The following is a 25146-nucleotide window of genomic DNA, read 5'->3' on the forward strand; positions in this document are numbered from 1 at the left end:
ACTCAGTCGAGAGGGGGCGATCAGCGACCGTTGCCACCGAAGCGGCCGCCGCGATTGCCGCCGCCACCGCCGAATCCGCCACGGTTGCCGCCGCCGAAGCCACCACCGCCGCCATTGCCACCACGGAAACCACCGCCACCACGGCGGCCGCCACCGCCCATGCTGTCGACGCTGGTGCGCATTGGGTCAGGCTGAGCGCCGGCTCCGCGCGAATTGTGGCGTGCGCCGCCACCGAGGTGACCCAGCTGGGTGCCAAGGTGGGCGTTTTCGCCGCGTGGCTGGCTGTCGTCGTGACGACGACCACCGCCGTTGCCACCGTTGTTGCCGCCGGCATTGCGGCCATTGCCTTCACCGTCCGGGCGGCGACGTGCGCCGCCATTGTTGTTCTGCAGCGATTGGCCTGGACCACGACGTGGCCCGCGGTGGTTGTCATCGCGTTGGCCCTGACCTTGGCCTTGGCGGTCATGGCTGCGTTCGCCGCGCTCACCACGATTTTGCGATGGGCGGCGATCAGCGCGCATGGGCTGTTGGGCTGGTGAACCGTCTTCGTTCACTCGCTCGCTCTGGCCTTCGGGGGCATTGGGGCGCTTTCCGCCACCGCCGCGCTTGCCGCGTGCGTCGCCCTGGGCGGGCTTGTTGGTGCGGATGCGCTCCATCATTTCCTGACGGGCGGCCTTGGCAGCTGCCTGCATCACGTCGCGTCCTGGAGGCTTGCCTGCTCCACCCCAGATGGTCTGGCGGCCCATGGCAATGGGTTCAGCCTTCTCTTCGGGCGCGGGGCCGAAGCCGTCGATCACGTGCACAGGGATTTCCTGCTTGGTGAAGCGCTCGATTTCCATCATGAAACCTTCTTCATCCATGCAGACCAGGCTCACGGCGTGGCCCTCGCGACCGGCGCGGCCTGTGCGGCCGATGCGGTGCACATAGTCTTCGGAGACGTTCGGGATTTCGTAGTTCACGACATGCGGCAGATCATCGATGTCGATGCCGCGTGCAGCGATGTCGGTGGCCACCAGTGCGCGGATTTCGCCGCTCTTGAATTCGCTGAGCGCCTGCGTGCGGGCGCTCTGGCTCTTGTTGCCATGCAGTGCCATGGCCTTCACGCCATTCTTGGTGAGGTAGTCGGCGACGTTGTTGGCGCCGAACTTGGTGCGTGTGAACACCAGCACCTGGCTCCAGTCGTTCTCGCGAATGATGTGCAGCAGCACTTCCTTCTTGCGACCACGACCGACGGGGTGGATCATCTGGGTGATGCGCTGCACCGTGGTGTTGCGCGGTGTGACCTGGATCGACATCGGATCGCGCAGCAGGCCATTGGCCAGTTCGCGGATGTCATCGCTGAAAGTGGCCGAGAACAGCAGGCTCTGCTTGTCGCTGGGCACCAGCTTGAGAACCTTCTTCACATCGTGGATGAAGCCCATGTCCAGCATGCGGTCGGCCTCGTCGAGAATCAGGATCTCGACGTTGGACAGGTCCAGGAATCCTTGCTGCTCCAGATCAAGCAGACGGCCTGGCGTTGCCACCAGCACGTCGACACCCCGCTTGATACGGTCGATCTGTGGCTTCATGCCCACGCCGCCGAAGACGACGCAGGAATTGATGTTCAGATACTTGCCGTAGGCGCGTACAGATTCTTCAACCTGTGCAGCCAGTTCGCGGGTGGGGGTGAGAACGAGGGCACGAATGCCCTTTCCACCAAACTTGTTCGAAGGTGCGGTACCCTTGGCAAGGCGAGTGAGCATGGGCAGCGTGAAAGCGGCCGTCTTGCCAGTGCCGGTCTGCGCGCCTGCCAGCAGGTCCTTGCCGGAAAGCACTGCGGGGATTGCTTGCTCTTGAATGGGAGTAGGGTTCTGATAGCCCTGTTCGGTCACGGCCTGCAGAATGGCCGGGTCCAGCTCTAGTTCGTCAAATGTCATTTATTTTCGATTGGCGCCCATCCGGGGCGCTGGGTATCAGCCTGTTCCAGAGGACTTACGGGTCATCTGGCCAGCTCACTAGGCGGATAAGGTTTTAAGAGTGGGAGCGTGGAAAAAAGCTTCCCTGTCCCCAGCTGTTGTGCTGTGGCCTTGAGGCAAACTGGTACCTTTGGCTACGGATATTGTCTCATGGACTGATAATCCGGGGTTACGCGCGAAATTATGGCGCTTTTTTCCTGACTTCTGAACAACTAATTCATGGCTCAATACGTTTTCTCGATGAATCATGTCACCAAGACTGTGCCGCCCAAGCGACAGATCTTGAAGGACATCTCCCTCAGCTTCTTTCCCGGAGCCAAGATTGGCGTGCTGGGCTTGAATGGTTCGGGCAAGTCTTCGCTCCTGAAGATCATGGCCGGCGTCGACAAGGAAATCGAAGGCGAGGCCATTCCCATGGCTGGCCTGTCGATTGGCTATCTGCCCCAGGAGCCGAAACTCAACCCTGAGCACACCGTGCGTCAGGCGGTGGAAGAGGCCATGGCCGAGGTGAACAACGCCAAGGCGCGCCTGGAAGAGGTGTACGCCGCTTACGCCGAGGAAGATGCTGACTTCGACGCGCTGGCTGCCGAACAGGGCCAGCTCGAAGCCATCATCGCCGCAGCTGGCACCGATTCCGAGCACCAGCTCGAAATCGCCGCCGATGCGTTGCGCCTGCCGGCGTGGGACGCCATCGTTGGTCAGCTTTCCGGTGGCGAGAAGCGCCGCGTGGCGCTGTGCCAGTTGCTGCTGTCCAAGCCCGACATGTTGCTGCTCGATGAACCAACCAATCACTTGGATGCTGAATCCGTTGACTGGTTGGAGCAGTTCCTGCACCGTTTCACTGGCACCGTCGTGGCGATCACCCACGATCGCTACTTCCTGGACAACGCCGCCGAGTGGATTCTGGAACTTGACCGTGGCCACGGCATTCCTTACAAGGGCAATTACTCCGACTGGCTGATCCAGAAGGGCAATCGTCTTGAGGCTGAACAGAAGGGCGAAGAAGCCCGCGCCAAGGCCTTGAAGAAGGAACTGGAATGGGTGCGCCAGAACGCCAAGGGGCGTCAGGCCAAATCCAAGGCGCGTATTGCCCGCTTCGAGGAGTTGAGCGACTACGAATACCAACAGCGCAACGAAACACAGGAAATCTTCATTCCTGTGGCGGAGCGTCTGGGCGCACAGGTCATTGAATTTCACGGCGTCTCCAAGTCTTTTGGCGACCGTATGCTGATCGACAACCTGACGATGACTGTTCCTGCGGGTGCGATCGTCGGCATCATCGGCCCGAACGGCGCCGGCAAGTCGACGTTGTTCAAGCTGATTGCTGGCAAAGAGCAGCCTGATACTGGCAATGTGGTGATCGGCAAGACCGTGAAAATGGCTTTCGTTGACCAGCACCGTGATGCGCTGGCCAATGAAAAGACCGTTTGGGAAGACATCTCGGGCGGCCTTGACATCATCAACGTCGGCAAATTCCAGATGGCATCGCGTGCCTACGCTGGCCGCTTCAACTTCAACGGCCAGGACCAGCAGAAGAAGGTCGGCAATCTCTCCGGTGGTGAGCGCGGCCGTCTGCACTTGGCCAAGACGCTGATTCAGGGCGGCAACGTGCTGCTGCTGGATGAACCGTCGAACGACTTGGACGTGGAAACCCTGCGCGCGCTGGAAGATGCGCTGCTCGAATACGCGGGTACTGTGATGGTGATTTCCCACGATCGCTGGTTCCTTGACCGCATCGCCACGCACATCCTTGCCGCCGAAGGCGACTCGCAGTGGGTGTTCTTTGACGGCAACTATCAGGAATATGAAGCTGACAAGAAGAAGCGTTTGGGTGAAGAGGGCGCCAAGCCCAAGCGCATGCGCTACAAGGCACTGAAGTAATCAGCTCTGGCGCATGTGAATTCGCTTTGAGATATGTCAAACCGGGGCGATTGGGAATTCCTAGTCGCTCCGGTTTTTTGTTGCAATTTGCAAACCGTACGCGAGCTGTTGATAGATAAAATTAACTGAAATGTTGCAGGGTAAACTTCAACTTTGAAGGGTTAAACCAACATTTTTGGGGTCTGCAAGTAGTAGCATTCACTTAAAACTACTTACACTTTTCCAGCCCCTCGCGTCATGTCTTTGCCTGCTTCACGATCCACTGCGATTTTTCGCGCTTGCGTCGTCAATGCCGTCAAGGAAAGCGAGGCATTGATGGAACAGTTGATCCGCACTACGCGCGCGGATCTCACCGAAACCGAACAGAAGGCCAGCGGCATTCAGGAGCGCATGCATCTGGGTGACGCTCTGCGTGCGCTGGACCAGCAGGAAGCCACGCTGCTCAAGAGTTACCCGATGGCGCTGCTGGAGACTTTCTCCGATGGCGGCGGTTCGGCCAACAAATCGCGTGCCGCGCTCGACACCGGCATGGATTTCGGCGAGCTCACGCTGGTCGATGACAACGAGGTGATGGCGCAGGTCGAGCTGGCCCGTGCGCAGCAGATCGCCAGTCATGCAACCGACGCAGCGCTCGCTGAACTCAACACGCTGGTCAGTTCCGCCCAGGGCTTCTCGAACGTGCAGCCCGAGCGCAACCCGTTTCGCCCCGAAAACTACATCCGTGCCTTGCAGCGCGCGGTGGATGACTGCCAAGTCTCCAGCGAAACGCGCCAGCTCTGGATCGAGCGCATGCGCGAAGTGCTCGGCCCCGAGTTGACGGCCGCCTACAAGCGCGTGAGCGAAAGCTTGCGTGAGCATGGCGTCACCCCAGTGGGCTACATGGTGGCGTCAGTCCCCGGAACACAACGCAATAGCAATGGGGGCTCGCAAGCAGGCATGGCGCAGGGCGGTGGAACTGCGGGTTACGGTTACACCCAGAGCAATTTCGCGCCGCCCACGCATGCCGGGCTTCACGGCGGCTGGAACGCGACCGGGCTCGCCCCCATCGCTCCCATGGGCTATGGACAGCCCATGATCGCTACGCCCACCGATCCGCAGGAGGCGATTCTGGCGGCGGGCATTCTGCGCCAGATGTTGGCGGCAGGTGGCGATCCGTTTGCCTACGACGCGGTTCAGCCGATGCAGCAGCGCGTCATGCCGGTGGCGCAGCAGGTGGTGATGAATTCGGGCCACGCGGCGCCCGTGAATTACTCGAACGCACAGGCTTCCGAGGCGATGGAAGACATCGCTCAGTTGGAGAAGCTCGTTGGGCGACTGTCGGGCAACCTCGGTGTAGCGCAGCCAGTCCCTGGTGTTCCGATGATGCGAGCGGGCGAGGTCCCCGTCGTTCCCGCCACCAACTGGCAGCAGGATGTCTCCGTGCCGGGCAACCTGTCGGCCTATGGCAGTCTGTCGGCGCGCACAGCGACCGAAGTGCTCAGTCGCATGATGGATCACATCGCGCAGGATTCCCGGTTGCTCGCGCCCGTGCAGCGCGCGGTGCAGAACCTGGAGCCCGCACTCAAGCGACTGGTGCGACATGACGCGAGTTTTTTCTCTAACGAACAGCACCCTGCGCGGCGTCTGCTCGATGACCTGACGCAGCGCAGCCTCACGTTCACGGATCCGGACTCCAAGGGCTTTCGCAAATATATCCAGCTCGTCAACGCAGCCGTGCAGCATCTGGCCACGATGTCAGTGCATGACGCAAGCGCGTTCGAGCATGTCTCCGGCGCGCTGGAGAGTGCATGGAACACGCAGGTCCAGCAACTGCGCCGCCAGCAGGACAATGAACAGAAGGCCCTGGCCGAAACCGAAAAGCGGCAGATGTTGACCGCGCGGCTAGCCAAGGATTTCCACCAACTGCCCGAGGCGCGTAATGTTCCGCCTGACATTCTGGAATTCATCACCGGCGTGTGGGCTGGGGTGGTGGCCAAGGCGCAGTGCGATGCTGTGCAGCACGGCATTCAGCCCGGCGGCGACCCGCACGGCTATCTCGCCGTGGTGCCGCAGATTCTCTGGTGCGCGCAGCCCAGTTACAACCCTGAAGACGCGCAGCGCATTCTGCCGCTGCTGACACCAATGCAGTTCACCGTGCGCGATGGCCTGCGCAGTGTGGGGCAGCCCGATCAGAACATTGCTCTGGTGTTGCAGCGCCTTGCAGGATTGCAGAACAAGGTCGCCGAGAGTGCTGCAGAATTTCAACGCAGCACGAGGGTCGACGTGCAGATTGATGTGCCCGTCGAGCCAGAGGCGGCAGCGCCAGCTCCCGTGCCGGTATCTGTCGCCCGGGTCCCGGAACCAGCGCCGCAGCACGTGGGAAGTGTGGCAAGGGTGGAGAAAGTGGAGAAGCGCCTCTCGCGGACCCTGACGGAGACGCCTGCGCAGACCTTTTTTGCGGAACCAGCTCCGGCGCCAGCTCCAGTAGCCATGCCCGTTTCACAGGCATTGCAGGAAACCGAACCCGTGTCTGTGTCCGCGCCAGAGACGCTGGCGCCGTCTGAAGTCGCGGTGCCCCCCCCGCTGGACATCAGCGCGAGTGTGCCGCTGGAAGCCCCAGCAGGCGTCTCGGAAGAAACCGGTAGATCAGGCAATGGCACCGAATTCGAAGTCGGTCAGTGGGTGGAGCTCACGACCAATCAGCGCACCGTGAAGACCCAGCTCACTTGGGTCAGCCCGCACAACACGCTGTTTTTGTTCACTGCGCTTGATGCCAGCACGCAGTCGATGACGCGCCGCATGCTCGACAAGCTCAACGCCGAGGGCATGATCCGCAAGCTCGAGGATCAGCGCGTTGTGGCACGCGCGTTGGGAGCCGTCGCTGCGGACGCCAAGGACTCCAAGCTGCGCAGCAGCAAGAAAGCCGCCTGAGCCCCGATCAAACGGCCGTCGAGGCGTTGATGGATGCAGGTTCCTTGGCCTGCGCGCTCTTGTAGGTCACGCGCTTGCGTACCAATTGGATGTGGTTGCGCAGTGCATACAGTTCCTCGGCATAGGACAGCGGCACGCTGATCTTCTCGACTTGAGTTTCCAGCTTGTCGAGTTGCCCGAGCAGCTCCTTGCCGTCGAACGTGCCGCTTTCCATCTCGTCCTCGATCTCGCGCAGCTTGCCGTACCAGCGGAACACGCGCGAGCGCACTCGGAACTGGTAGAGCGGCGGCACGATGCGCGACAGCGGCAGCATCACGGCGATCAACAGACCCATCACCAGCCACATGCGCTCGATGAGGTTGGCGATCCAGAACGGCATGTAGCGCTGCAGCGATGGGGTCGGCTCATTGATTGCGCGTTCGGCTTCCTTGGCGATCGGCAACTCGGCATGTAGCGTGCTCGGAAATTCGCGTGCGCGGTTGAACCAACCGGCCGAACCGTGGATGTTCTGCGCGTTTTGCGCAAACAGCGTGAGCAGGGCGGGGTGGGTTCCCTCGCGCGCCAGCAGCGAGGTGGTCGACGCCACCAGCCGCACATCACGCTGAGGCACGTTCTTGGCCAGATCAACCACGCCGCGAGGCAGCGTGACCGGCGTGAGGAACGGAAAGCGGCGGCTGTAGGCCTCGTTCTGCGCAAAGCTCAGCAGCTGCACGCCGGGGGTCTGCAGCAACATCTGCACCATCAGCGATTCGGGGGCCGATGCGAACACGATGGCGTCAAGTTCGCCGTTCAGAAATGCGACTGTCGCGGGTGTCTGGCTCAGCTCGCTGAGCGAGAGTTCCTTGAGCTCGATGTGGTTGGCATCCAGCAGTCGCTCCATGAGCTTGGGCAAGCCACTGCCCGCAGAGCCTACGTTCACGCGCATGCCACGCAGTTGGTGCAGGCCGTCGAGGCGTTCGCTGCGGGTGAATTTTTTGGCCGAATCGGCGCGGTAGAACAGCCATACCGGCTCGACGAACAGACTGCCCAACGACACCAGTTCCTCGCTGTCCTCGGGTTTGAGTTCGCCACTGCCGCCCTGCACGAACGCGAGATCGACTTCGCCGTCGCGCAGCAACTGCAGGTTGGAAGAAGAACCTTCGCTCTCGACCAGCTTGACCTCGATGCCATCGGCCTTGAGTGCCTGCTGATAGCGCTTGCCGAACTCCGCATAGGCGCTCTGGCTCGGGCCGGTGGCGAGCGTCACGGACTTGGGCGGCGTGGGCTTGAGCCACCAGTACGCACCGATCACCAGCGCTACGCCCAGAATGGCCAGCGGCCCGGCCGAGACCAGCAGATCGCGGATCGACAACAGCAGATTGCGCAGTCCGCGCGACATCTGGGTAACGGTCATGCTGCTACCTCCGCGCGCCAGTCGGCCAGGCCTGGCAGGACCATGCCATTCGGCAGCGTGATCGAGCCCGCCGCCCGCACCGCTTGCTCGGTCGCCAGCGCCACGGCCTCGGCGGCCATCGCCGCGAGTACCAGCATGCCGGGGTTTTCATCGACCAGCCCGGTGCCGAGCGCGAACAGCGTGTCACCATCCGTCATCGTGTGCACCGGGTTGATGCTGCGCGCGAGGCCGTCATGGCCCACCGTGGCCAGGCGCTGGGCCTGCACCTTGGTGATCTGCGCGTCGGTGGCGATCACGCCGATAGTCGTGTTGATGCCCGCCAGCAGTGATCGCGGCGCCTCGCCTGCGAGCAGCGCGCGGCGCGTGTCGCGCAGACGCTGTCCGTCGTCCGTGCGCGCCCCGGCCAGCGGCGCGGCGTCCTGTGGCGACACCACATCGCCCACCGCATTGCAGGCGATCAGCGCGCCCACGGTGACCCGGCCCACGCGCACCGAAGCGCTGCCGATGCCGCCCTTCATCGCATTCTGCAGACCGAACATCTTGCCCACCACGGCCCCGGCACCAGCACCGACATTGCCTTGCTCAATCACCCCACGCGACGCCGCCACGCAGGCTGCATAGCCCGCCGCCGCATCGGGGCGGATCTTCATGTCGCCCACCGTCAGATCGAACAGCACGGCAGCAGGCACGATGGGCACGAGACCCACGCCCACGTCGAGACCGATGCCTTGTTCCTCCAGCCACCGCATGGCGCCGGTCGCGGTATCGAGCCCGTAGGCACTGCCACCGGACAGCATGACTGCGTGCACCTGCTGCACGAGGTTGGACGGTTCGAGCAAGTCGGTCTCGCGCGTGCCCGGCGCCGCGCCGCGCACATCGACACCCGCCACCGCGCCGCTGCGCGCAAGGACGACGGAACAGCCTGTCGGGCGGCGTGAATCGGTGAATTGACCGACCTCGATGCCGGTCACATCGGTGATGGAGCCGCAGGGGCCGGTGGGTGCAGAGGGGGAATGTGGGCTGGGTTGCATAGCGAATGGATTATCACGCGCCAAGTTGTGAGGCTCGGTGCAAGGTCGCAAACGAATGTTGCTGAGTCCTCAGCCTTGATGCCAGATCACCGCCCATGCAATCAAGACACCGACCAACGCATACAGCAGTCGATACCAAGTCTGCAGCCGCAACAAGCTTTGTGCATTCAGGTTGTTGCGTAGCGCCTTCCAAGTGAACAGGCCGTGAACAGGGTACAGCAGCGCAGTGACCAGCAACCCGCGCGGTACGCGTTCCTGCAAGGCGAGCAAAAGCAAAAGGGCATACGCCATGCTGAACAGGATGAAAGCAGCGACAAAGCATGGCCTTTGCCCGAATACGACGGCGTTGGTCCGGATATGGTTCAGCCGGTCGCCCTGGAGTCCGCGAATCTCGTGATTGAGATGCCCGGCGGCAAATACCAGTCCAAAGAAGACGCTGATGGCCCAGGCATCCAGGGTTGCGGGCGCTATGGCGGCGTATCCGAGCAGAAAATGCAGTGCACCGCCGATGACGTGCAACGCGGTGCCACCAATAGGACGAGCCTTCATGTGAAATGGCGCAAGCGAATAGAGCGCGCTGGTGGCGACGATGAGCATGCCGAACATCAACGACTCGCGGTTCAGCATCCCCAGCAGCAACAGGCTTGTGAACAGTGTCGCAAGTGCAAGCCAGCCTACGGCGGTGCGGGTCACCCCTTTGGACGCAAAGGTTCGCGCGGAACGTGTCGGGTCTTGAATGTCTGTCTTGATTTCAGCCCAGTCGTTCACCACAAAGACATGTGCCATAAGACACAGATTTCCAGCCACAAGCAGCGCGGCCAATTGCCACCATTGCGTCGACAGCAATCCGCCAGCCAGTTGGCTGGAGGCCAGGAGCGCCCCCATCATCGGCGTGCCCTGAAGTACCAGTACTTCGTCCAGTCGTATGCTGCCCAGAACCCGCAGACAGCCTCGTGCACTTGCGTTTTTCGTGTCGCTCAACGGGCCACTCACGACCTCGCTCCCTGGCGAGGCGGCGACGCGGGAACTGCTTCGCCGCCTATCTTCGAACGTTCATTGTCGTGGTACAGGCGTAGCCACAGGGCATAGCCCATGTCACGCGACCAGTAGAAGCGTTTCACTGAAGCGCTCATGTCATTGTGAAAGAACAGCAGCGGATCGCGCGTGATCGACGCGAATCCATGGGCGGCCAGTTGCTTGAGCAGTTCGCTGTTGCTGGCCTGCTCGCTCGGGTCGATCGGCTTGCCTTGCAGTTGACGAATGCGCGCCATCACATTCAGCCAAGGCTGTTGACCAGCCACTTGTGTGGACAGGCGATTGACAGGTAACTCAAGCGGGCAGCCAATGCTCTCCAGTTCCTTTAACCGCATGGCGATGGCGGCGGGGGCATGTTGGTAATACACCCACAGCCGTTCGTCTGCAGCGCGTTTTTGCAGCGCACGGCAAAACGGTGGTGCTTGCGCGGGATACGCGTGGTGCAGCCAGAGCAGGATGTGGATCTGAATGCCGATGTCGGGTGGATTCGGGGCACTGCCCGGATCGATGCACTCATATTGATTTTGCGGGGCGAGCCAGGTGCGGTACAAACCGTCGGCAGTCCGATACTTCTGCAGGGTGGCCAGTGCCCGATCCTGCAAAGCCAAATTGCCATTGGATGCGACACGCCAGACCAGTGCCGTGTCATCGGCATCGGGCGTGATGCGGCAGCTGATGGTGCCGTGCGTCGCAAGATCTGTGCGGCCGTGGTAGCGCACAAGGCCTGAGTCTTCGATCTGCGTGGACAGGAACGTGCGCGCGCGCGCCAGCATCTCCTGCGCGCCCGCTTCGCGAGCGACGGGTCCGAGGATGTCGAGCATTTCCGCATTGGAGAAGATGTTCAGCTCCTGCTTGGCGTCCCGGTACTGCAGGGACTGTGTGTGCTCGGTCAGCCAGTAGCCATCGGCATGTTGTCGATGAGCCAACATGCTGGAAGCGTACTGCGCCGCTTCGGTCAGCGTCCACGTGCCTGAGGGAGGCTGCGGCATGCGGGTTGGAATGATCAGTTTGGCGGTGGGCAGCGCCAGACCTTTGCCTCCAGACTTGGGGAGCACCAGCACTGTGAGCACATGCTCGCCGGGGGAGAGGTCTCTGGCGGGCAGGGTGATGCGCCAGCCGCTTGCAGCCAGCACGGCCGTGTACTGCACCACGTCGGGTCGCTCGAAGAATGTGGTGATGCCTCGCGGATAGGGCTTGCCGTCGAAAAGCAGTTGTACCTGTGCAGGCGTGTCGCCATGGGCCAGAGCCCACCCTGCGATGTCGACGGTGTCGCCGGCATGCACGCTGATCGAATCGATGGAGCCCTGCAGGGGCGCGACGGTCGCGTTGTCGGGCGGTGCCTTCAAGTCGAAGGTGACATTCGGCAGGATGCGGGGTTGTGCATTGGGGTGGGAGCGGACCATGGCAGTGAATACATGCCGTCCGGGCTCGTATTCGGTTGACGGAAACACCATGCGCCACCCGACGGGAGTTCCAATTCCGAGTGAACGTTCGACATCTGGACGCACAACAAACGTGGCGGTCGCTGCAGACCGCTTCTTTCCATCACCCAACAGATGCAGGTCATAGGGTGCCTTCCCGCCCAGTAATGTCCAGCCTTCGACCACCATCGAACCTGAAGGGGTGAGAACCGCACGTTCGATCGACCCCATCAGCAGGGGAGTGAGGTCGTTGAAGAACACGGGCTTGGATAGAAATGGCGCGTTTGAGGTTTTCCAAGCGGCCCGCTTTTCCATCTTGTTCATTTCGGCGGGGGATATCTTGCTGGGCGATGCAAGGGACTGTGCATGCGCTTGACCTGTATATCCGAACGCTCCAAGAGCTTCCATGGCGATGGATGCAAGACATGCCACGATGAATACCGCGCGCCCGCTGCGCATCAACGATTGGATTGCCACAGGCAGCAACCAAAAAAGGATCGGCAGCATGTCGGTGAGATAGCGAGGGCCCCAACTGACTCCTTGCGTCCAATGCACGGTGGCGTAGAACAGAATCTGCACGGCGACGGCTCCCAGCAGACATCGTGCGAGCAGTGGGGACGACGCTTGCGCGATCACGGTCCGCAGTCGCAAGACGACGAGCAACAGGAACGGCGAAAAAACGAACAGCCCGTGCACAGGGCTGATCAGCAGTGCCATGATGCCTTCCGGAATCCGGGACAGGGTCACCGCCGACTGCGCACCTTGGGCAACGATGCCGTAGCCGCCCATCACATAGCCGGTCATGCCGAGGTTGTAGGCAAGAGTCAGCGCAATTGGCACCAGTGCGCCTGCTGCAAACGCCGCATAGTGCCCGCGTGCCCAGACCAGTGCATAGGCAGCGAAGCCTGCAGCCAGCAGCGCATCAGGTGGTCGGTTGCAGGCGATGAGCGCGCATGTCAGACCGAGGCCCATGGCGCTCCATCGGTTGCAGCGGTCGGCGGTGACGAGCCATAGCGCAAAGGTCACCAGCAACTGCGCGACGCCATGCATCCACAACGCCTGACTGCTGATGACCCAAGTGGACGTGCCAAGTGCGAACACCAATGACAGCAATGCTGCGGTACGTGCGCGGGACTGTCGCCGCAGCACCAGATACAGCAAGGTGGTGGTGAGGCTCGCGACCAGCGAGGCGCTCAGCTTTTCCATCAGGCGCGCGACCTGATCGAACACGCCCGGGTGCCAACCGACATGCTCCATATAGAGATACGCCGGCAGATAGAGAGGCGTGACGAGCAGCGGTGTAACCAGGGGGTAGAGCGATACCGGATTGCCGTTGGGCCCCCGGTTGACCCAGATGATGGCTTCTTTGGGGGAGTCCGGAATCTTGACGCCTTGAGCGACTTGTTCTGCAATGGGTTCGAGTGCCAGGCTGTGGTGCTTCCAGATCGACAGAGGCAGATACCGCGCCACGTAGCTGTCTGCCGCGCCAATGGAGCGGAGATTGGCGTTGAAGACTGCAAAGCAGATCAGGCCAATGGCAAGGCCGATCCATACATCCTGATAGCGTGGACGGTTGGAGTTCTTTGCCATGCCCGGAGGCACCCTCGTTTTTATTGTGCTCACTCTGAAACGTACGGATAGGGACTGAAAGCATCGTGAATGAGGTCTTGAAAGACTGTCATAAGACAGCAGTCATTCGACGTTTTCAAACCTGCATGTTCACTGTAAGTCGCGGCAGTGTAGGCCGTTACTCCTGAGTGATGTATAGATTGGTACTATTTTTATGTGAGCGGTGATGATTCGTCCGTGTGGTACCTAACTTTATATGCGTTCATGGCATATGTATCAAGTTTTATATTATTTTGAGAAATCAATCCAGATCGAGATACTTCATACCCATCAACAAACACATATGCCCTTGCGAGGGTTCTCGGAGATAACTACATGAGCTTGGTTTCGACTTCCCGCCGTTCCCTGTTGGCAGCCGCAGTGTCGGTGCTCGCGGTTTCCACGGCTTCGCTGGGGCTGGCTGGTGGTGCGCTGGCGCAGGACGCTGGCAAGAAGCAGCTGGTGATTGGCGGCACGGCGGGCTCGAACATCGATCAACTGCAGTCCGGCATCGTGCCGCTCCTGCAGAAGAAGGGCTACAAGGTCAAGCTGGTCGAGTTCAATGACTATGTGCAGCCGAATCTTGCGCTGGCCGATGGCTCGCTTGATGCGAACTTCTTCCAGCACGAGGTGTACTTCAATCAGTTCAAGGGCGACCGCAAGCTCGATCTGGTGGCGTTGACCCAAGGTCCGATCGCGCCGATGGGCATCTATTCGAAGACCCGCAAGTCGCTGACCGATGCCAAGTCCGGTGATCGCATCGCGCTGCCCAATGACGCGAGCAACTTGGCGCGTGCACTGTTGCTGGTGCAGCAGGCGGGGCTCATCAAGGTCAAGACCAACGTGAACCCGCTGCGCATCTCGGAGCTGGACATCGCCGAGAACCCGCAAAAGCTCAAGTTTGTGCCGCTCGACGCAGCGCAACTTCCGCGCTCGCTGGACGATGTGCAGTACGCCATCATCAACGGCAACTTTGCGATCTCCTCGGGTCTCAAGCTGCAGGATGCCGTGGTGCTCGAGAAGACGCCTGATCACTACCTGAACATCGTGGCCGTGAAGACCAAGGACAAGGATTCGCAATGGGCGAAGGATCTGGCAGAGGCTTTCCATTCCGCCGATTTCAAGACCGTGGTCGATACCAAGTTTGCGGGTTACGCGAAGCCGAATTTTCTGCAGTGATCTGCTGCAAGTCATAGTTTCATCCAGGTGTTAGTGGGAACTTGGGCCGCCGTGTGCGGCCCGTTTTTTTTGTCCCGGATGGTGTGACACAAGAGGTCTGCAATCGCTTTGGCGGATCGTGAAAGCTTTGATCCGCACGTCATGACCGCGTCACGCGGTGTCGAAAGAATGGCGCGCATCTCACCCTTGGGAGGGTGGGGCATTCTTCGAAACATCATTCATGACTACTGCCTCCACAACTCGCTCTCCATTCACATTCGACACGACACCTATCACGCGTGCACGCACGCAATGGCAGGCACTCGGCGGTGCACTGCTCTTTGGCCTCACGTCGGTCTCGGCATTGGCTGGACCTGCATCGTTCAACGGACGCTATGAGCAGAACTTCGACACGCTCGCGACCAGTGGCGCGACCAATGTTTGGGACAACGGCAACACGCTGACCGGCTGGTCGCTGTTCCGTCATGACAACTCGGCATTCACCGCCTATCGCAGTGGTACGGGCAGCGACAACAATGGCGCGTTCTACAGCTTTGGCGCGTCTGGAGCGGCGGAGCGCGCACTCGGCATTCTGATTTCCGCGAGCGCCTTCAACAACCCGGCTGCGGGCAGCGTCGCGGGTTGGATGGCGCTCGCGTTGAAGAACGACACTGGCGCGCTGGTCAATGCACTGAATGTGACATTCAACGGCGAGCAGTGGCGCGGTGGCGGCAACACCAATGCGCAGACGATGGCGCTGCAGTACGGTGTCGGCGATAGCTTCGAGAGCGTCGCGAGCTGGCAGGACGCCGGTGATCTGTTTCGCTGGGCCACGCCGGTAGTGGGCGCCACGACCGCCAGCAACTTAGGCAATGACAACGGTCGCGTCGGCAATCTCGGTGGCGATCTGAACAACCTGCAGTGGGCGAATGGTCAGACGCTGTGGCTGCGCTGGGTGAACACACGCATCAGCGGTACCAACCATGGCATGGCCATTGATGATCTGGTCGTGAAGACCGCGGGTGCCGACACCACCGCGCCAACGCTGAGCACCAGTGTGCCTTCAGCTGGTGCCACCGACGTCGCGACCTCCACGAGCAGCATCACGTTGAGCTTCAATGAGTCTGTGAAGGTGGGCAGTGGCAGCTTCGAGCTGCGCCAGGGCGCGAACGTGTTGGCGACGTTGTCAGTCACCGATGCATCGAAGGTCGCCATCAACGGCCAGACCGTGACGCTCACACCCGGCGTGGCGCTGCAGGCGAACACGGCGTATAGCGTGGTGGCGGTGGGCGCGCCGGTTCAGGATCTGTCGAACAATGCATGGGTCGTGAAAACGCTGGCGTTCACCACGGGAGCGCCTCCGTCGATCACGCGCATTTCGGCCATTCAAGGCAGTGGCGACGAATCGCCCATGCAGGGTATGACCGTCAATGTGAGCGCGGTTGTCACCGCCTATATGCCGGGGCTCTCGGGTTTTGTGCTGCAGGAAGCCGATGCAGATGTCGATGCAAATCCGGCCACGTCCGAAGGCATATTCGTCTACTACGGGAGCAACAACCCGGGCGTGAGTGCGGCCACCGTGGGCAAGCGGGTTCAAGTCTCCGGCACTGTCGACGAGTACAACAGCCAGACGCAGCTCAAAAACCTCACCGCCTTTCAAGTGATTGGCGATGCAGTGCTGCCCAAACCCGTGCCACTCATGCTTCCGATCAGCGATGCTGCGTTATGGGAGCGTTATGAGGGCATGCTGGTCAAAGTGACTTCGGCGACCAGCGGCGGCAAGCTCGTCGTCAGCAATAACTACACGCTTGGTCGTTATGGTGACGTGACCTTGTCGCCAGACCAGGTTCTGCCGCAATTCACGGATGTGAATGCACCCAGCGTGGACGGCTTTGCCGCGTATGTAAAGACCATGCAGCGCAGCCAGATCATCCTGGATGACAACAGCAGCAAGTCGAATCCTGAGTCTGTGCGTGGCCGCAATGGTCAGCCGCTCTCGGCCAGCAACTCGTTGCGTGCGGGGGATGGCGTCGATGCCATCGTCGGCGTGCTCGACCAGTTCTATAGGGCCAGTGCACCACCGGAAATCTATGAGACCAGCTACCGTGTGCAACCTACAGAGCCGTTGAAATTCACGGGTGCCGAACGCCCTACGGCCTCGGATTTGAAGGCAGCAGTTGGTGTTGCAGATTTGAAGGTTGCATCGGCCAATGTGCTCAACTTCTTCAGTCAGGTGGGGGACACCGGCAGAAATACTTCAGATGTCTTCACGCCACCTGCGGCAGGCAGTGCGCCCATCGGGATTCGCGGTGCCAACGATGCAACGGAACTTGATCGGCAGAAGGCCAAAATCGTCGCCAACCTCGTCGGGCTCGACGCTGACGTTTATGGACTGATGGAGATTCAAAACAACGGATACGACGCGAGCAGCGCTATCCAACTGTTGGTGGGAGCGATGAACGCGAGTGCCGACAAGCCGTCTGGCGCAGACTACGACTTCATCAAGGCTCCGTTCAATCAGGGCAGCGACGTGGCCATGGCTGGTGCGGGCACCGATGCGATTACCGTCGCCATCGTCTATCGCCGTGATCGCATCAAGCCGGAGGGGCAGGCGGCCGTGCCAAACGTGACGATCTACGATGCGTTCACCTCCGGTGTCGGTGGAGCCCGCGTGCCGATTGCACAGACCTTTTCGTTCAATGCGCCCACCGGCAAGGAGGTGTTCACCATCGCGGTGAATCACTTCAAGTCCAAGGGTAGCGTGCTCTCCAGTGGTGACAACGAAGACAAGCTTGACGGTCAGGGAGCGAACAATCCGGCTCGTCTGAAAACGGCCGAGCAGCTTCGTGCGTGGCTAGCAACACAACCCACCCGTGCCACCACCAAGAACGTGATTCTGCTGGGTGACATCAACGCCTACAGCAAAGAAGATCCGGTCACGTACTTGGAGAAGAACGGCTACAGTAAAGTCTCGCAAGGCTATTCCTATTCGTTCCGCGGCCTATGGGGCTCGCTCGATCACATCTTTGTGAGTACCTCGCTGGCGGGCAAAGTGGGCAAGGTGGTGAAGTGGGTCATCAATGCTGATGAGCCACCGGTTCTTGACTACAACACCGAGTACAAGACCGCCGATCAGATCGCCAACTACTACGCGGCCACGGCCTACCGATCGAGCGACCATAACCCTATCGTCATGGGGTTGAACTTCGCCGCCGCGCCCGCCAACCAGCCACCATCCATCAGCGGTGTACCTGCGGCTGTTACGGCGGTCGCGGTGGGTGCCTCCACCAGCCTCTCCTCTATCAAAGTGGCGGATGTGGACAGCGAACAGCTCACGCTCACCCTCACCGTCATCAACGGCGTAGTGCAAGGTGTGACCGATGCAGACCCGCAGCTCGCGGGGCTGCAACTCAAGGGCACGCCAGCAGCGATCAACAGCGAGCTTGCCAAGGCCAGCTTCGTCGCTGCGGTGCAGGGCGACGCCAGCGTGGGCCTGCGCCTGAGCGATGGCGTGAACGACGCCGTCACCGCGACCTATTCCTTCAAGGTGTCCGCCGTGGTCACGCCCGGCACCGGCTTTGAGTTGGCTCCCGGCGCGGGCGGCAACGTGACTGGCACGCTGCAGGGCGCGGGTTGCAAGCTTGCCTCGCCGCCGCAATACGTGACTTCACAAAGTCAGGGAATCACCGCCATGCCGAGCGCGGGTGCCAGCTTGCCGCATGGCCTGCTGGTGCTCAACGCCACGGGTTGCGATGCCGGTGGTGTCCTCACGGTGACGATGAACTACTCAAAGCCGCTGCCCGAAGGCGCCGAACTCTGGAAGTGGGGTCGTACGTCAGACAACACCTCCAAGCACTGGTACCGCGTGCCCTCCACGGTGTCCGGCCAGACGGTGAGCTTCACGCTGCAGGACGGTGGACTGGGGGATGATGATTTGAAGGCCGACGGCAACATTGCCGACCCGACCGCGCTGGTCGCTCCGCAGGCGGTGACTCCGCCCGCCGCGACGGTCGCCGTGCCGGTGCTGAATGCATGGGGACTGTTGATGTTGGCGCTGTCCTTCCTGTCGTTTGCGCCGCTGGCGCGACGCCTTTCGCGAAAGGGTTGAGGAAGTAGGGGGAGATCAGCGCAGCAAAAAGGCGGTCACATCCCAGGATGTGACCGCCTATTCTTTGTGAGCGATTGCATGGGTTTATGAATCATGCAAGCTAAGTGTGGAAAATCTATAACTACACCCTTTGTTGTGGGGTACTAGCTACAGTCTGAAGCGATCACGCCGTCTGCGCGCTTGATTTCGGCTTCGCGTGCAGCGTCATCCATGAAGCCGCGCTCCCCCTTTTCGTTGACCGTGCCGATCAAGCCGCCCGACGTCAGCGAGGTCTTGGACTTGCGTGCACGGACACAGTTTTCAGCCTTGGCCTTGGCGACGCGGTCGACTTCGGCCTTCTTCTTGGCGGCTTCGTCCGCGTCGGCCTTGGCCTTGGCCTCTTCCAGTTTCTTGTCCTTGCCTGAGGCTTGCGGCAGGCCCGGCGTGCTGGCTGCACCGCTGGCTGGAGCGGCCGCAGCCGTGGCGGGCGTCTCGCTTTGCACCGGCGTGGGTTGCGACGCGGCCTTTCCGAATCCGGGTTGCTTGAGGATGTTCTTTTGCGGGACTTCCACTGGCGGCGGACGGTCGCTGTAGACCTTGCGGCCGTCCTTGTCCAGCCATTGCCATTGCGCGGACGCCCCCACCGCCCATGTGCAGGCGACAGTCAACAAAAGAAGCTTGTACGGTTTCATTTGGTTAAGTGTAGCGGTGACATGAGGGTGGATCAAAGAGCTTTTTCCCGGCTTTCTGCAGAAATGTTACCCGGCGGGTACAATCGTTTTTTTGGAGCTTTCACATGCGCCTTCTAGGAAAAGCGCTCACCTTCGACGACGTGTTGTTGGTGCCAGCATTCTCCCAAGTCCTGCCCAAGGACACGACCCTCGCCACGCGCTTCACGCGCAACATCAACCTGAATCTGCCACTCGTGTCCGCCGCCATGGACACCGTGACTGAGGCGCGTCTGGCCATCGCCATCGCGCAAGAAGGTGGTATCGGCGTGGTCCACAAAAACATGACGGCCGAAGAGCAAGCCGCCGAAGTCTCGAAGGTCAAGCGCCACGAGTCTGGCGTTGTTCATGACCCCGTGGTGATCACCCCTGAACACACCGTTCTGCAAGTGCTGCAGCTCTCCGAAGAGCGCGGCATTTCGGGCTTCCCGGTGGTCGATGGCGGCAAGGTCGTCGGCATCGTCACCAGCCGCGACGTGCGCTTTGAAACGCGCTACGACGTGAAGGTCAAGGAGATCATGACGCCACGCGAGCGTCTGATCACCGTGAACGAAAAAGACGGCACGACGCCCGCACAGGCCAAGGTGTTGCTCAACAAGTACAAGCTTGAGCGTATCCTGGTGATCAACGATGCGGGTGAGCTCAAGGGTCTCATCACTGTCAAGGACATCAACAAGCAGACCAGCTTCCCCAACGCCGCCCGCGATTCTGCTGGTCGCTTGCGTGTGGCTGCTGCGGTTGGCGTCGGTGCTGGTACCGAAGAGCGCGTGGCGGCACTGGTCAAGGCCGGTGTGGACGCCATCGTGGTCGATACCGCTCACGGCCACAGCAAGGGCGTGATTGATCGCGTTCGCTGGGTCAAGCAGAACTACCCACAGATCGATGTGATCGGCGGCAACATCGCTACCGGCGCTGCGGCTCTGGCACTGGTCGAGGCGGGTGCTGATGCGGTCAAGGTCGGCATCGGCCCGGGCTCCATCTGCACCACACGCATCGTGGCTGGTGTGGGCGTTCCGCAGATCATGGCGATTGACAGCGTGGCTCAGGCTTTGGCTGGCACAGGCGTTCCGCTGATCGCCGACGGTGGCATCCGCTATTCGGGCGACATCGCCAAGGCGATTGCGGCCGGTGCATCCACCATCATGATGGGCGGCATGTTCGCGGGCACCGAAGAAGCTCCCGGCGAAGTGATCCTGTACCAAGGCCGCTCCTACAAGAGCTACCGCGGCATGGGCTCCATCGGCGCGATGCAACAGGGCTCGGCCGACCGTTACTTTCAGGAAGCCACCACTGGTAACCCCAACGCCGACAAGCTCGTGCCCGAAGGCATCGAAGGCCGCGTGCCTTACAAGGGCTCGGTCATCGCCATCATCTTCCAGATGGCTGGCGGCGTGCGTGCGGCCATGGGTTACTGCGGTTGCGCGACGATCCAGGACATGAACGACAAGGCAGAGTTTGTGGAAATCACGTCCGCCGGCATCCGCGAATCGCACGTGCACGATGTGCAGATCACCAAGGAAGCGCCGAATTACCGCGCTGACTGATCAAGTCGAACGATAAAAAGGGTCTGGACTTTGCGGTCCAGACCCTTTTTTTCATAGGGCTCAGAGATCGAACTTGTCCAGCACCGCCCCCGTGCTCGCACTCGACGCATTGAACGCAAACTTCGCCTGAACACCACGCGTATATCGCGGCGCAGGCGCTTTCCACGTAGCGCGACGCTTGGTGAGTTCTTCATCGGCAACGTTCAACTGCAGCAGTAACTCGCGCGCATCAATGGTGATGGAATCACCTTCATGTACCAGCGCGATGTTGCCGCCAGCAGCCGCTTCCGGTGCGACATGGCCTACGACCATGCCCCAGGTGCCGCCAGAGAAGCGCCCATCTGTGATCAGGCCCACGCTTTCGCCCAGGCCCGCGCCGATCAGCGCGCCTGTGGGAGCTAACATTTCCGGCATGCCTGGGCCGCCCTTGGGGCCGAGGTAGCGCAGCACCATCACATCGCCTGCTTTGATCTTGCAGTCCAGAATCGCGGCGAGGGCGGATTGCTCGTCTTCAAACACGCGCGCCGGGCCGGTGATGACCGGGTTCTTCAATCCGGTGATCTTGGCCACGCAGCCTTCGGGACTCAAGTTGCCTTTCAGGATCGCGAGGTGGCCTTGTTTGTAGAGGGCCTTGTCGATGGGGCGGATCACTTCAGGATTTGGCGGCGCGTCGGGCACGTCGGCCAGCGTCTCGGCGATGGTCTTGCCGGAGATGGTGATGCAGTCGCCATGCAGCAGACCGGCGTTCAGCAGCAGCTTCATCACCTGCGGAATGCCGCCCGCGTTGTGCAGGTCGACGGCGAGGTATCTGCCGCTGGGCTTGAGGTCGCAGAGCACCGGCACCTGCTTGCGGATGCGCTCGAAATCATCGATGGACCATTCCACCTCCGCCGCGTGCGCAATCGCCAGAAAGTGCAGCACAGCGTTGGTGGATCCGCCCGTCGCCATGATCACTGCCACTGCGTTCTCGATGGACTTGCGCGTCACAATGTCGCGGGGCTTGAGGTCGTTCTTGATCGCCTCGATCAGCACCTTGGCCGATTCCTTGGCGGAGTTGGCCTTTTCGTCGTGCGGATTGGCCATGGTGGACGAGTAGGGCAGGCTCATGCCCAGCGCCTCGAATGCGCTCGACATGGTGTTGGCCGTGTACATGCCGCCGCACGAGCCGGTGCCGGGAATGGCGTGCTGTTCGATGTCCTTTAGTTCCTGATCGCTGATCTTGCCTGCGGCGTTTTCTCCGACGGCTTCGAAGACGCTCACGATGTTGAGATCGCGGCCCTTCCATTTGCCGGGCAGGATGGTGCCGCCGTAGACGTAGATCGCAGGCACGTTGGCGCGCAGCATGCCCATCATGCCGCCGGGCATGTTCTTGTCGCAACCGCCCACCACCAGCACGCCGTCCATCCACTGGCCGCCTACGCAGGTTTCGATGCAGTCGCTGATGACTTCGCGGCTGACCAGCGAATACTTCATGCCTTCAGTGCCCATCGACATGCCGTCCGAAATGGTCGGCGTGCCGAAGACCTGCGCGTTCCCACCGGCTTCCTCGATGCCTGCAATCGCCGCATCGGCCAGCTTTTGCAGGCCGGAGTTGCAAGGCGTGATGGTGCTGTGGCCGTTGGCCACGCCCACCATCGGCTTCTTGAAATCGTCTTCCTTGTAGCCCATGCCGTAGAACATGGAGCGGTTGGCGGCGCGCGCCTTGCCTTCGGTGATATTGGCGCTGCGGCGGTTGATCTGGATGTTTTTGATTTCCATGGCTTGTCTCGCTCTCAACTCGTTGTGGGGAATGAAGCGCCAGTATCGGTGAACGACGCCGGCCTTTCAACGCGGAGGATGCGTGGACATGGCTTTCGCCAAGATGGTTTCTGGCCTGAATTTTGGAAAATTCTGGTCAGAATGTTAGAATCTGGTCAGTGCCTGATTCTCAGGTCCGTTTTTGACTTTCAGTCCAGCCCATGCAATCCGTCGGAATCTACGAAGCCAAGACCCGCTTTTCTGCCCTGATCGAACTGGTCGAGCAGGGCGAGGAAGTGCGCATCACACGCCATGGCAAGGAAGTGGTACGGATGCTGCCGGTGCGACGTCGCCCGGTCATCTCCAACGAGCAGATCGCCCGCGAGCTGGGCCAGATCGAAGCGCTGCAGGCGAGCATTCAACCTGCTGCGGACGCAGGCGTCGCGGTGCTGCGCGACAAGGGGCGGAGCAAAGCCGCATGAGTGCCCAGATCACCACCTTCGTGCTCGACGCCTCCGTCACCGCCGCCTGGTTGTTGCCCGACAACGCGAGCGATGCCACGCGCCGACTCTATGCCCGCATCCGTCGCGACGAGGTCGATCCGCACGCGCCCAACCTCTGGCAATGGGAGTGCGGCAACCTGATTGCCAGCGGCGTCAACGCAGGTCGCATTCCACAGACCTCGGTCGAAGGACTGTGGGGCGTGCTCGAAGCCATCCGCCATCGCGTGGAGCTGCATGATCTTGCGCCCGCCCAACACAAGGCAGTGCTCGATGTCGCACTCGAAACCGGCCTGCCCACCTACGACGCGGCCTATCTGTGGCTCGCACGATCACTCAAGCTGCCGCTACTCACCTTCGACGAAGCACAGGCCAAAGCCGCCAAGAAAAGCGGCGTGGCGCTGCTTGATCTGAACGCACTCTGACAACCTCTTTTCAACCGGTTTTTCCCCGCACCAAACCACCATGCAACACGACAAGATCCTCATCCTCGATTTTGGCTCGCAGGTCACGCAGCTGATCGCCCGCCGCGTTCGCGAAGCCCATGTGTACTGCGAAGTCCATCCCTGCGATGTGACCAGCGACTGGGTGCGCGAGTTCGCCGCCGACGGCAAGCTCAAGGGCGTGATCCTCTCGGGCAGCCACGCCAGCGTCTATGAAGTGGACGACCGCGCCCCCGACGCCGTGTTCGAACTCGGCATTCCCGTGCTCGGCATCTGCTACGGCATGCAGACGATGGCCACGCAATTGGGCGGGAAGGTCGAAGGCTCCAACAGCCGCGAATTCGGTTACGCCGAGGTGCGCGCACACGGCCACACCAAGCTGCTTGAAGGTATCGAAGACTTCAGCACGCCCGAAGGCCACGGCATGCTCAAGGTCTGGATGAGCCACGGCGATAAGGTCACCCAGTTGCCCGAAGGCTTCAAGGTCATGGCCTCCACGCCAAGCTGCCCCATCGCCGGCATGGCCGATGAAGCGCGCCGCTACTACGCCGTGCAGTTCCACCCCGAAGTCACCCACACCGTGCAGGGCGCGGCCATGCTCAACCGCTTCGTGCACGGCATCTGCGGCGCGGGCGAAGACTGGATCATGGGCGACTACATCGAAGAAGCCATCGCCAAAATCCGCGAACAAGTAGGCGACGAAGAAGTCATCCTCGGCCTCTCGGGCGGCGTTGATTCGTCCGTGGCCGCAGCGCTGATCCACCGCGCCATCGGCGACCAGCTCACCTGTGTGTTCGTCGACCACGGTCTGCTGCGCCTGAACGAAGGCGACGCAGTGATGGACATGTTCGAAGGCAAGCTGCACGCCAAGGTCGTGCGCGTCGATGCAGCAGACCTGTTCCTTGGCGAACTGGCCGGTGTCTCCGAGCCCGAACAAAAGCGCAAGATCATCGGCCGCTTGTTCGTTGACGTCTTCAAGGCAGAAGCCAGCAAGCTCAAAGCCGCCAACGCAGGCAGCAAGGGCGCAACCTTCCTGGCCCAGGGCACGATCTACCCGGACGTCATCGAATCCGGCGGCGCCAAGAGCAAGAAGGCCGTCACCATCAAGAGCCACCACAACGTGGGCGGCCTGCCAGAGCAGCTCGGACTCAAGCTCCTCGAACCCCTGCGCGACCTCTTCAAAGACGAAGTCCGCGAACTCGGCGTAGCCCTCGGCCTGCCCCGCGAGATGGTCTACCGTCACCCATTCCCAGGCCCAGGTCTGGGCGTGCGCATCCTTGGTGAAGTCAAGAAAGAATACGCCGACCTCCTGCGCCGCGCAGATGCCATCTTCATCGAAGAACTCCGCAACTGGATCGACGAAGCCACCGGCAAAAGCTGGTACGACCTCACCAGCCAGGCCTTCACCGTCTTCCTGCCAGTTAAGAGCGTGGGCGTGATGGGCGACGGCCGCACCTATGACTACGTGGTGGCGCTGCGTGCGGTGCAGACCAGCGACTTCATGACCGCCGACTGGGCCGAGCTGCCTTACGGGCTGTTGAAGAAGACTTCTGGCCGGATCATCAACGAAGTGCGCGGTATCAACCGCGTGACTTATGATGTGAGCTCGAAGCCGCCAGCTACGATTGAGTGGGAGTGAAATAGCATCGTCTCACGCTGTTTCAAGCAGACTTATAAATCACGAAAATCTCAAACGTGATAACAACTTGGGTGCA

15 protein-coding genes are annotated in these 25146 nt (G+C 61.1%); 8 read left to right on the forward strand and 7 right to left on the reverse strand.

Going from position 1 to position 25146, the window contains the following annotated elements:
• Positions 1 to 20: 20 nt before the first annotated feature.
• Positions 21 to 1916, reverse strand: coding sequence for a DEAD/DEAH box helicase (locus G7047_RS04820; protein WP_166301522.1), 1896 nt, complete (start codon positions 1914 to 1916; stop codon positions 21 to 23).
• A 258-nt stretch (positions 1917 to 2174) separates the two neighbouring features.
• Here G7047_RS04820 and ettA point away from each other — a divergent pair, with 258 nt between their 5' ends.
• Positions 2175 to 3836, forward strand: a complete 1662-nt coding sequence (gene ettA, locus G7047_RS04825; protein ID WP_166301525.1) for an energy-dependent translational throttle protein EttA — start codon at positions 2175 to 2177, stop codon at positions 3834 to 3836.
• Between the two features lie 237 nt (positions 3837 to 4073).
• Positions 4074 to 6746: a DUF1631 family protein gene (locus tag G7047_RS04830; protein WP_166301528.1), complete on the forward strand. Its 2673-nt coding sequence runs from the start codon at positions 4074 to 4076 to the stop codon at positions 6744 to 6746.
• Positions 6747 to 6753: 7 nt separating this feature from the next.
• Here G7047_RS04830 and G7047_RS04835 read toward each other — a convergent pair whose 3' ends face one another.
• The 4 genes from G7047_RS04835 to G7047_RS04850 form a co-directional block, all read right to left on the reverse strand.
• Positions 6754 to 8124: a TAXI family TRAP transporter solute-binding subunit gene (locus G7047_RS04835; RefSeq protein ID WP_166311886.1), complete on the reverse strand. Its 1371-nt coding sequence runs from the start codon at positions 8122 to 8124 to the stop codon at positions 6754 to 6756.
• A gap of 11 nt (positions 8125 to 8135) precedes the next feature.
• A complete protein-coding gene (locus tag G7047_RS04840; RefSeq protein ID WP_166301531.1) occupies positions 8136 to 9170 on the reverse strand; it encodes a P1 family peptidase in 1035 nt (344 codons plus the stop codon).
• Between the two features lie 69 nt (positions 9171 to 9239).
• Entirely contained in the window at positions 9240 to 10163 is a 924-nt protein-coding gene (locus G7047_RS04845) for a UbiA family prenyltransferase (protein ID WP_166301534.1), read from the reverse strand.
• Positions 10160 to 13216 carry a hypothetical protein gene (locus G7047_RS04850; RefSeq protein WP_166301537.1) on the reverse strand — a complete coding sequence of 1019 codons (3057 nt, stop codon included), beginning with the start codon at positions 13214 to 13216 and terminating at the stop codon, positions 10160 to 10162. The genes G7047_RS04845 and G7047_RS04850 overlap by 4 nt, the downstream gene beginning before the upstream one ends.
• 354 nt (positions 13217 to 13570) lie before the next feature.
• Between G7047_RS04850 and G7047_RS04855 the strand changes: the two genes are divergently transcribed.
• Together G7047_RS04855 and G7047_RS04860 are read left to right on the forward strand one after the other, a co-directional pair.
• Positions 13571 to 14413: a MetQ/NlpA family ABC transporter substrate-binding protein gene (locus tag G7047_RS04855; RefSeq protein ID WP_166301540.1), complete on the forward strand. Its 843-nt coding sequence runs from the start codon at positions 13571 to 13573 to the stop codon at positions 14411 to 14413.
• A gap of 220 nt (positions 14414 to 14633) precedes the next feature.
• Positions 14634 to 18500, forward strand: a complete 3867-nt coding sequence (locus G7047_RS04860) for an ExeM/NucH family extracellular endonuclease (RefSeq protein ID WP_166301543.1) — start codon at positions 14634 to 14636, stop codon at positions 18498 to 18500.
• A 143-nt stretch (positions 18501 to 18643) separates the two neighbouring features.
• Here G7047_RS04860 and G7047_RS04865 read toward each other — a convergent pair whose 3' ends face one another.
• Complete coding sequence (locus G7047_RS04865; protein ID WP_166301546.1) at positions 18644 to 19171, reverse strand: DUF4124 domain-containing protein; 528 nt, start codon at positions 19169 to 19171, stop codon at positions 18644 to 18646.
• 104 nt (positions 19172 to 19275) lie between these two features.
• On the opposite strand from G7047_RS04865, the gene guaB reads away from it, so the two are divergent.
• Entirely contained in the window at positions 19276 to 20751 is a 1476-nt protein-coding gene (gene guaB, locus G7047_RS04870) for an IMP dehydrogenase (protein WP_166301549.1), read from the forward strand.
• Positions 20752 to 20811: 60 nt separating this feature from the next.
• Here guaB and ilvD read toward each other — a convergent pair whose 3' ends face one another.
• The gene (gene ilvD / locus G7047_RS04875; RefSeq protein ID WP_166301552.1) at positions 20812 to 22509 is read right to left on the reverse strand and encodes a dihydroxy-acid dehydratase; all 1698 of its coding nucleotides are present in this window, start codon (positions 22507 to 22509) and stop codon (positions 20812 to 20814) included.
• A 200-nt stretch (positions 22510 to 22709) separates the two neighbouring features.
• On the opposite strand from ilvD, the gene G7047_RS04880 reads away from it, so the two are divergent.
• From G7047_RS04880 to guaA, 3 genes are read left to right on the forward strand one after another with little or no spacing between them, the layout of a single operon-like run.
• A complete protein-coding gene (locus tag G7047_RS04880) occupies positions 22710 to 22970 on the forward strand; it encodes a type II toxin-antitoxin system Phd/YefM family antitoxin (protein ID WP_166301555.1) in 261 nt (86 codons plus the stop codon).
• Positions 22967 to 23413 carry a type II toxin-antitoxin system VapC family toxin gene (locus G7047_RS04885; protein WP_205904719.1) on the forward strand — a complete coding sequence of 149 codons (447 nt, stop codon included), beginning with the start codon at positions 22967 to 22969 and terminating at the stop codon, positions 23411 to 23413. The genes G7047_RS04880 and G7047_RS04885 overlap by 4 nt, the downstream gene beginning before the upstream one ends.
• Before the next feature lie 40 nt (positions 23414 to 23453).
• Positions 23454 to 25070: a glutamine-hydrolyzing GMP synthase gene (gene guaA, locus G7047_RS04890; protein ID WP_166301558.1), complete on the forward strand. Its 1617-nt coding sequence runs from the start codon at positions 23454 to 23456 to the stop codon at positions 25068 to 25070.
• Positions 25071 to 25146: the final 76 nt, after the last annotated feature.

The organism is Diaphorobacter sp. HDW4A (genome assembly GCF_011305995.1).
Classification (GTDB): domain Bacteria; phylum Pseudomonadota; class Gammaproteobacteria; order Burkholderiales; family Burkholderiaceae_C; genus Diaphorobacter_A.